This window comes from Cupriavidus basilensis OR16 (assembly GCF_000243095.1).
Lineage (GTDB): Bacteria > Pseudomonadota > Gammaproteobacteria > Burkholderiales > Burkholderiaceae > Cupriavidus > Cupriavidus basilensis_D.
In genome coordinates this window covers 1-496 of sequence record NZ_AHJE01000256.1, presented here as the reverse complement: position 1 = coordinate 496, position 496 = coordinate 1, and the positions used below count along the sequence as shown (strand labels likewise).

The 496-nt window shown below is 66.3% G+C and carries 1 pseudogene; it reads left to right on the top strand.

The features are described from left to right. Positions 1 to 15: 15 nt before the first annotated feature. Positions 16 to 496, top strand: a pseudogene (locus OR16_RS38620) (acyl-CoA dehydrogenase family protein); the annotation flags it as partial.

Here is a 496-nt window from a genome sequence, read left to right as displayed (position 1 = left end):
TCACTGGAGACGGGCATGGATCTCAACTATTCGGCGTCCGACGATGCCTTCCGCGCCGAAGTGCGCGGCTGGCTGGAGGCCACTCTGCCGGCGGAAATCAGCAGCAAGATTCTGAACCACCGCCGCCTAACCGCGACGACCTGGTGCGCTGGCACAAGCTGCTGGCAGGCCGCGGCTGGTCCGCGCCGCATTGGCCGGTGCAGTACGGCGGCACGGGCTGGAACGCCACGCAGCGCCATATTTGGGACGAGGAAAATGCCCGCGTCGGCGCGCCCGGCGTGCTGCCCTTCGGCGTGGCCATGGTCGCGCCCGTGATCATGAAGTACGGCAGCGAAGCGCAGAAGAATTACTACCTGCCGCGCATCCTGGATTGCACCGACTGGTGGTGCCAGGGTTACTCCGAGCCGGGCTCGGGTTCCGACCTGGCGTCGCTGAAGACCCGCGCCGAGCTGACCTCGGACGGCAAGCACTACATCGTCAACGGCCAGAAGACCTG